General features: G+C 71.3%; 7 protein-coding genes. 6 read left to right on the top strand and 1 reads right to left on the bottom strand.

The genetic code is table 11. The features are described from left to right. Nucleotides 1-72 precede the first annotated feature (72 nt). Genes ACFV2X_RS23845 through ACFV2X_RS23830 form a run of 4 tightly spaced genes read left to right on the top strand, consistent with a single transcriptional unit; the run spans nucleotide 73 to nucleotide 4534 of the window. Nucleotides 73-1317, top strand: a complete 1245-nt coding sequence (locus tag ACFV2X_RS23845; protein ID WP_385619695.1) for a hypothetical protein — start codon at nucleotides 73-75, stop codon at nucleotides 1315-1317. Continuing rightward, complete coding sequence (locus ACFV2X_RS23840; RefSeq protein WP_385619693.1) at nucleotides 1310-2695, top strand: hypothetical protein; 1386 nt, start codon at nucleotides 1310-1312, stop codon at nucleotides 2693-2695. The genes ACFV2X_RS23845 and ACFV2X_RS23840 overlap by 8 nt, the downstream gene beginning before the upstream one ends. Nucleotides 2696-2697: 2 nt before the next feature. Beyond that, nucleotides 2698-3297 (top strand): hypothetical protein, encoded by a 600-nt coding sequence (locus ACFV2X_RS23835; RefSeq protein WP_385619691.1) that lies wholly within the window; start codon nucleotides 2698-2700, stop codon nucleotides 3295-3297. A 7-nt stretch (nucleotides 3298-3304) separates the two neighbouring features. Continuing rightward, nucleotides 3305-4534: a hypothetical protein gene (locus tag ACFV2X_RS23830; protein ID WP_385619689.1), complete on the top strand. Its 1230-nt coding sequence runs from the start codon at nucleotides 3305-3307 to the stop codon at nucleotides 4532-4534. A gap of 72 nt (nucleotides 4535-4606) precedes the next feature. Here the strand turns inward: ACFV2X_RS23830 and gndA are convergent, their stop codons facing one another. Further along, nucleotides 4607-6055 (bottom strand): NADP-dependent phosphogluconate dehydrogenase, encoded by a 1449-nt coding sequence (gene gndA / locus ACFV2X_RS23825; RefSeq protein ID WP_385619687.1) that lies wholly within the window; start codon nucleotides 6053-6055, stop codon nucleotides 4607-4609. A gap of 181 nt (nucleotides 6056-6236) precedes the next feature. On the opposite strand from gndA, the gene ACFV2X_RS23820 reads away from it, so the two are divergent. Together ACFV2X_RS23820 and ACFV2X_RS23815 are read left to right on the top strand one after the other, a co-directional pair. After that, nucleotides 6237-6824 carry a hypothetical protein gene (locus tag ACFV2X_RS23820; RefSeq protein ID WP_385619684.1) on the top strand — a complete coding sequence of 196 codons (588 nt, stop codon included), beginning with the start codon at nucleotides 6237-6239 and terminating at the stop codon, nucleotides 6822-6824. A 69-nt stretch (nucleotides 6825-6893) separates the two neighbouring features. Beyond that, nucleotides 6894-7700, top strand: coding sequence for an SAM-dependent methyltransferase (locus ACFV2X_RS23815; RefSeq protein ID WP_385619682.1), 807 nt, complete (start codon nucleotides 6894-6896; stop codon nucleotides 7698-7700). Nucleotides 7701-7710 lie beyond the last annotated feature (10 nt).

The raw sequence follows: 7710 nt of genomic DNA, 5'->3' as shown, positions 1-7710 counted from the left end.
TGTGTTGTCGTGTTTGTTTTTTTCATACTGCAGCGCCTGTGAGCGGACCCGGCCGGGGGGGCGGGCGGCGGGGTGGGGGCGGCCGCCCCCCCCCCCACCGCCGAGGACACCGTACGGCAGCTCGCCCAGCTCCCCGCCGAGGAGTTGGAGGACCCGGTGCGCCTCGAGGTCGCCGCGGGCAAGGCGTTCAATGTCGCCGCCGCCGCGAACATCCCCTCCACCCTCCTGCGCGAGGACCTGGAGGAGACGGAGGCCCGTGGGGTGAAGGGCATGTGGGTGCCGCTGCCGCGCGGCGCCAAGGGAGCGCTGCGCTACAAGAAGTACTCGCGCGTCTTCGAGGTGGAGGTCGGCGCCAAACAGGCCGCCACGCTGCGCACCGGCGGCGGGACACCGCTGGCCACGGTGTTGCGCGACCAGTTCCGGGTGCGCGCCTTCCCGGTCCGGCTGAAGATTCATCTGTACGAGGCCGGCGCCCACACCTGGGCGCGCCAGATCCAGGCCGCCGAGCAGCGCGGCGCCGGCCGCGGCGGCGCCCGGCTGCTGGCCCTGCTCCCGCTCACCCGGCAGGCCGCCGACTCGCTCCTCGGCCACCCCGGGCTCGGCATGGCGCAGGTCCCGAAGGTCACCAAGGGGCGCCAACTGCCCAGGGGAGTGCGGTTGTACGGCATCGAGCTCGCCGACCGGCAGTCGGGCTCGGACCCGGGCCGGGCCGGCGGTGGCGCGGAGGCGCCCGAGCAACTGCGCAGGCCCACCGAAGCGCGGGTCACTGTGGACGCCCGGGCCGGTCAGGAGAGCCTGACCATCGCGCTCCACCTGGCCGAGGAGCGGGCGCAGGAGATCCTGAAGTCGGCGGGCACACCGCCCGCAGTGGGCCCTTTCCTCGGCGCTCTCGCCTCCGCGCTGGCCGAGTCCACGGCGACGGCGCTGCTCGGCGGCGAGGGCCGGAGCGTGCGGGTGTTCCGCGAGGCGCATGAGCAGTCCTCCCATCTGTCCCCGGCGGACGAGGGCGAGGAGTTGGTCTCGTCGCTCCCGCCACGGCTGCGCGAGGCCATCGCGGAGGGGCTGAAGCGGGCCGCGGGCCAGGCGTTCGCGCAGTACTTCAAGGGCCGTGTCGACGAGTTCGTCCGCGCGCTGCAGGATCCGCGGGACGGGGTCACACTGGTCGTCACCCTGCCCGGTGCCCCGCTGGTCGGGATCGTCACCGGCATCCTGGGGCGCCGGCTGCCCTCCCGGTCCGAGGTGTCCCGGGCCATCGGCGCGCTCGCCGCCGAGCCCGCCGCCAAGGTGGAGGTCAAGGCGGGCCGCCATCGTGGTTGACACGCTCCGGCCGAGACCCAGAGCGGTACCGGTCGAGGCGCCCCAGCCCGCCGCCGTGCACGACGGCGCGGCGGCTCCGCCGGGGCCCGCCAACACCGCCACAGCCACTGCCACCGCGGCGCAGGAGGGACCGGACACGGCGGCGCTGCGTGCCCAGACCGCCCGGCAGCTCGCACACTGGACCGCCGCCACCGAGGGCCTGGCCCAGCCGGAGAACTTCGCTTCGGCAGCGGCCTGGGCCTCGCTGGAACACCGGCTCGGCCTCGCCCTGCGCTCCGAACTCCAGCGCGCCGTGGACCGGCTGCGCCCGAAGACACGCGCGCTCGCGGGCGCGCTGGCCCGGGCCCGTACGGCCCCGGAGGTACAGGCCGTGCGCCGGGGCGTGGTGGCGGTGCGCCGCGACATCCAGCGGGTGGAGACCGTCGCCGACTTCTACGGCGACGCCGTCAACACCCGTACCGGGCAGCGGCTGGCCGCTCTGCTGCGCGCCTGCGACTATCTCGCCGTCCGCAGCATGACGGCGGTCCTGCCGCGCCTCGGGCAGCCCGTGCCCGAAGTGCTCACCTACATCGACAAGGGGATGGGGGCCTCGATCCTCCGCGCGGGGGTGCGGCTGTGGGATCCGGCGGCGATCAGCCCGGTGGCCGCCATCAAGATCACCCGGCACAATCTGCTCCGGCCGACCGCGCTCATCCACGAGACCGGCCACCAGGTCGCGTTCCAGCTCGGCTGGAACGAGGAACTGGCCCGGGCGCTGCACACCGCCGCCCGACCGGGCGGCGAGGACGTCGCCGACGCCTGGGCGCGCTGGGCGCAGGAGATCGCCGCGGACGCGTACGCATTCGCGCACACCGGCTACGCGGCGCTGGCCGCCCTGCACGACGTCATCGCCGGACCGCCGCAGGCCGTGACCACCATCCTGGTGGGCGACCCGCATCCGCCCGCGTATCTGCGCGTCCTGCTCGGCGCCGCGATGTGCCGCGACTGGTACGGCAGCGGGCCCTGGGACGACATGGAGCGCGCCTGGCTGCGCTCGTACCCGCTCGACGACCTGCCGACGGAGCGCCGGGACGCGCTGCGGCGGGCCGTACCGGTGATCCCCCGGCTGGCGCGGGCGTGTCTGCGCCAGTCCGCGTCCGCCTTCCGCGGACGGCCGCTCGCGGAGCTGCTGGACCCCGGCCGGGTGTCGCCCGGCGAGCTGGCCGCCCTGGCCCGACGCGGCGGGCCCGCGCTCTACACATCCGACTACTGGGCCGATGCGGAACCACTCCGGATTCTCGCCCTGGGCTGCCTGCGGCTGTCACTCGACGGCCCGGACGCACAGCAGGCACGCGCGGAGTTCGAGAACTGGCTGCTGGCGCTCGGCAGGAAAGGCTGACCATGACCAACACGAACACACCCAAACCGATCGCCGGCACAACCAAATCGATCGAGTCAGGCAATGCCATAGCCGTCGTGGCCGAACCGGCCCCCAACCCGCTGCAGCAGATCGTCGACCAGCTGCGTCTGCTGCCGCGGCGGCTGGCCCGTCAGGAGCTCACCGACGAGGAGAAGCTGGGCGCGGCCTCGTTCAACTCCCTGTACGCCGAGTTCCTGACCGCGCACGACGCCATCGCCGGGCGCAAGCCGACACCCGCGTATCCGCCGTTCGCCACCCGCTGGAGCGACGCGGTCGAGTTGCAGGCGCAGGTCATCACGCATGTGGTGAACTCACCGTCGAAGCCCGAGGCGTTCAAGGTCTCGATCAGGATCGACGGGGTGGAGAAGTACACCTACCCGGGCGGGCAGAAGCCCACCGTGGCCCCGGGCGGCTATCTCGTGGCCCCCGTGAGCATCCCGAAAGGGCCCGGCCCCTTCGCCGTCACCGGCAGCGTCGTCTACAAGGACACGGCGGGCGAGACCCGGACGTACAGCCCGGACGCGACGGTCTCCCGCCGCAGGCTCTCCCTGTCCGCCGATGTCCTGACTCCCGAGAGGTGACCGACCCGTGTTTATGCAACTCGCCGGCGCCCTGCTGGCGGCTTCCCAGCCCAAGAAGACATTCGCGCAGGTGGCGGAGTTCATCTCGCGGCAGACTGCGGGCGATCTGGCCTCGCTGGTCGAGGCGACCTGGCAGCAGAAGAGCGAGTCCTTCCCCGTACGGGACCCCGCGTACGCCCGCGAGGCCCAGGAGAACGCGAGACGAGTGCTGACGAGCTTCCAGGGCACGGAGCTGCCGCTGCCGGAGAAGACCGACCATCTCGTCTACGCCTACATGCTGGAGAACACCCGGATCCTGGAGATCTTCCGCCGCATCCTGGTGTCCTTCTTCAACACGGAGAACTTCAATACGCCGTCCGCCGAGACCCTGCAGTGGCTGGACCAGACCGAGCGGCTGTTCTTCCGCGACCCCGGCCCGTTCTCCGTGCTCGCCGTCACCGGCGAGCTGCGGCCCGACGCGGACGCCGTCCGCCGCAACGCCTACCACCGGCTGCTCGGGCTCGATCTGAACCACGGCCGTGGCGGCAAGCCCGGGGCGTATCCGTACCACCGCACCGATGTCGCCAACAACCGCTTCCCGGTGCTCTTCGGGCAGCTGCTGGAGGAGGTGTCCATCGGCATCCAGCACTCCAGCAACACCTCGGGCGCCAATCCGACGGACGACTTCCGCATCCAGGACCTGGTCCAGGAGATCGGGGACGTCATGCTGGACCGGCGCGGCCCCTCGCAGGCGGGGCTTGCGCACGAGGAGTTCGTCGCGGTGACCTTCCTGTCCTGGCTGCACCTGGCGGTCAGCTGGGAGAGCCCGGTGGTGCGGGACCTGCGGGCCACCGCCAGCACCCCGCATGAGCGGCTGCGGCGGCTCGGCGCCCGGGTCAAGCTGGACGCACACCAGGACTCGCGGTCGTTCCTGCAACTCGGGCCGGATGTCTCGCTGCTGCTGTACTCGATCGAGCGGAGGCTGGAGCCGACCCAGCAGCCGGAGTACTTCTACACCCGCGGTTCGCAGCTGCGCCCGGTCATGGACCGGATCATCCACCACTGGTCCCATGTCACGGGCACCAACATCCGCTCCCGCGCCACCCGTCTGGACCCCGGCACCGTACGGGCGCTCGGCAACGCGAGCGTGATCGCCTCGGCACCCGCGGCGGTGGGCACCGGGGCGTCGGGAAGCCTCCACGGCGCGGCGATGCCCGCCGCGCGCAGCGGCGTCAAGGACCCGATGCCGCTGCGCTGATCGCGGTGCGCCGGACGACGGGTGCGGCTCCGGACGGCGATGTCCGGGGCCGCACCCGGGGTGCCCTGAGCCTCAGTCGGTGGTCTCCGGGCGGTCGGGGTGGGACCAGTGGGTGTGGAAGGTGCCGGGGCGGTCGGTGCGCCGATAGGTGTGGGCGCCGAAGTAGTCGCGCTGGCCCTGGAGGAGCGCGGCGGGCAGGCGATCGGCGCGCAGGGTGTCGTAGTAGGCGAGGGCCGCGGAGAAGGCGGGGACGGGGATGCCGCGGCGGGCGGCGGAGGCCACGATCTCGCGCCAGGGCACCTGGGCGTCGGTGATCTCCGCGGCGAAGGTCTTCTCGCCGACCAGGCTGACCAGCTCCGGATCGGCGGCGTACGCGGCGCGGATGCGGTCCAGGAAGGAGGCGCGGATGATGCAACCGCCGCGCCAGATCCGGGCGACAGCTCCCAGGTCGATCTTCCAGCCGTACTCGGCCGCCGCGTCCTGGATCATCTTCCAGCCCTGGTCGTACGCGATGACCTTGGAGGCGTACAGGGCGTGCTCGACCTGTGCGGTGAACCGCGCGGCCTCGGAGCGGCTGAGCGGCGGTGTGGTGCCGCCGGGCAGACCGCGGTAGGCGGCGCGCAACTCGGCCTGGCCGGAGGCGGCGCGGGCGAAGGTGGCCTGGGCGATGGCCGTGACGGGGGAGGCCAGGTCAAGGGCGGTCTGCACGGTCCAGCGGCCGGTGCCCTTCTGGCCCGCGGCGTCGGCGACGACGTCGACGAAGGGGCCGCCGGTGTCGGCGTCGGTGTGGGCCAGGACTTCGGCGGTGATCTCGATCAGATAGGAGCCGAGCCGGCCCTCGTTCCAGGTGCGGAAGATGTCCGCGATCTCGGCCGGAGTGTATCCCGCGACCTGGCGGAGCAGGTCGTACGCCTCGGCGATGAGCTGCATATCGGCGTACTCGATGCCGTTGTGGACCATCTTGACGAAGTGTCCGGCCCCGTCGGTGCCGATATGGGTGGCACACGGCTCGCCGTCGATCTTCGCGCTGATGGCCTCGAACATCGGGCCGAGGACTCCGTACGACTCCGCCGAGCCGCCGACCATGATGGACGGGCCGTTGAGGGCGCCCTCCTCACCGCCGGAGATGCCGGCGCCGACGAAGTGGAGGCCGCGCTCGCGCAGCGCGGCCTCACGGCGGCGGGTGTCGCTGAAGTGGGCGTTGCCCCCGTCGATGATCATGTCGCCGGGCTCGAGCAGCGGGGCGAACTCGTCGATGACGGCGTCGGTGGCCGCGCCCGCCTGCACCATGATCACCAGACGGCGGGGGCGCTCCATTGCGGCCACGAACTCCTCCGCCGTCTTGGCCGGGACGAAGGTGCCCTCGTGGCCGAACTCCTCGATGAGCGCATGGACGCGGTTCACGGAGCGGTTGTGGACGGCGACGGGGTAGCCGTGGCGGGCGAAGTTGCGGGCCAGGTTGCGGCCCATGACTCCCAGGCCGGTGACGCCGAGAGAACCGAGAGAAGCAGGCGTGTTCATGGGGCAGTTCCTTGACTGTGGCGGGTGGTCAGGGCGCGGGCGATCCCGTGACAGCAGATACGCAGCGGCGGCCGGGACGTTTCAATGCCAGCGCCGCAGCATCGGCCCCGCCCCGGATCACCCCGCGGACCTGGGATAATGTGCGCTCTGTCCCGGGCCTACCCCTTGACAGTCGGAGCACATGATGAGTGGCGAAAGCGGCACCTTCTCCCAGCGCGTATCCCGCCTCGGGGAGCGGCGGCGGGCCCAGTACGCGCCGCTGTTCGACGGCCGGCCCGAGGTCGCGATCGCCAATACGCAACTCCTGCCCGACCAGGCCATCCAACTGGCCACCGCCTACGGCTACCGCTACGCCCGCACCCTGGGCAAAAAGTCCGTCCGCCGGCGGATCTTCGTCCCCGACCCCGACCCGGCGGTCCGGTTCGAAGCGCTGCCGCCCGGTACGCCCTGGGCGGTGGCCGAGGCACACCCGGCGTTCCACGGGCGCAGCGCCCGCGCCGCCCGCAACCACGCCGCGATGATCAAGGGCGAGCGCAAGCTGGCCAAGCTGGTGCCGGTCATGGCGGTGGTACTGCTGGGCGTCGTCGGGATGGTCGTACAGGCCATCGCCACCGACAAGATGGTGTTGCTGGTCCCCGCCACCTTCTTCACCCTCCTGGAGGTGGCCTTGACGGCCATGATCCGGGCCGGATTCCGTAAACAACGCCAATTGGAAGCGGCGGCCCAGCGATTGGTGCGAGAGTTTCCCCCACACGGCTTCGCGCCGTGACCTTGTGATGTGGGCGGACCGGACCGCAACATCGCGCATTCGACAGAACGGAGAGGGGCACTGTCCCGGATGAGCTGGTCGGCCGATGAGATCGACACCGGAAGTGCGCATTCCGCGCGCATGTACGACTACTTCCTCGGCGGGAAGGACAACTACCCCCCGGACCAAGAGGCGGCCGAAAAGGTGTTGGCCGTCCTGCCGCACGCCCGCACCATCGCACGGAACAACCGGTACTTCATGCGCCGATCGGCGCGCATGCTCGCCGAAGAGACCGGGATTCGACAGTTCTTAGACATCGGGACGGGAATTCCCACCTCCCCCAACCTCCACCAGGTCATCCAGGAAATCGCCCCCGAGGCGCGCATTGTCTACACCGACAACGACCCGATCGTGCTGACGCACGCCCGCGCCCTCCTCACCAGCGCCCCGCAGGGAATGACCGCCTACGCGGAGGCCGATCTGCGAGAGCCCCGCTCCATACTCACCGCCCCTGAGCTGCTGGAGACGCTGGATCTGAGCAAGCCGGTGGCGCTGATGATGATCTCAATCCTGCATTTCGTCCCCCCGGAATACGATCACTACGCCATCCTCGGCGAGCTGGTGGACGCCCTCCCCTCGGGAAGCTATCTGGCATTGACCTACGGCACCTCGGACTTCGCTCCCGAGGAGATGAAGCGCGCGGCGGACGTCTACGCGGCATCGCGGGTTCCGGTGCAGCAGCGCCCCAGGGAACAGATCCAACAGTTCTTCCAGGGGCTGGAGCTGGTCGAGCCGGGACTGGTCCCGATCCACCGCTGGCGTCCCGACGACCCGGTACTCGGCAGGCTGTCGGATGCGGATGTCTCCATGTACGGCGGCGTGGCCAGAAAACCCTGAGTCAACCGTC

This window comes from Streptomyces sp. NPDC059679 (assembly GCF_042734105.1).
Lineage (GTDB): Bacteria > Actinomycetota > Actinomycetes > Streptomycetales > Streptomycetaceae > Streptomyces.
This window is presented reverse-complemented; position numbering and strand designations above follow the sequence as displayed.

Coding starts and splice junctions, on each gene's coding strand:
- ACFV2X_RS23835 (WP_385619691.1), top strand. CDS start 2,698: ATGACCAACACGAACACACCCAAACCGATCGCCGGCACAACCAAATCG.
- gndA (WP_385619687.1), bottom strand. CDS start 6,055: ATGAACACGCCTGCTTCTCTCGGTTCTCTCGGCGTCACCGGCCTGGGA.
- ACFV2X_RS23820 (WP_385619684.1), top strand. CDS start 6,237: ATGATGAGTGGCGAAAGCGGCACCTTCTCCCAGCGCGTATCCCGCCTC.
- ACFV2X_RS23815 (WP_385619682.1), top strand. CDS start 6,894: ATGAGCTGGTCGGCCGATGAGATCGACACCGGAAGTGCGCATTCCGCG.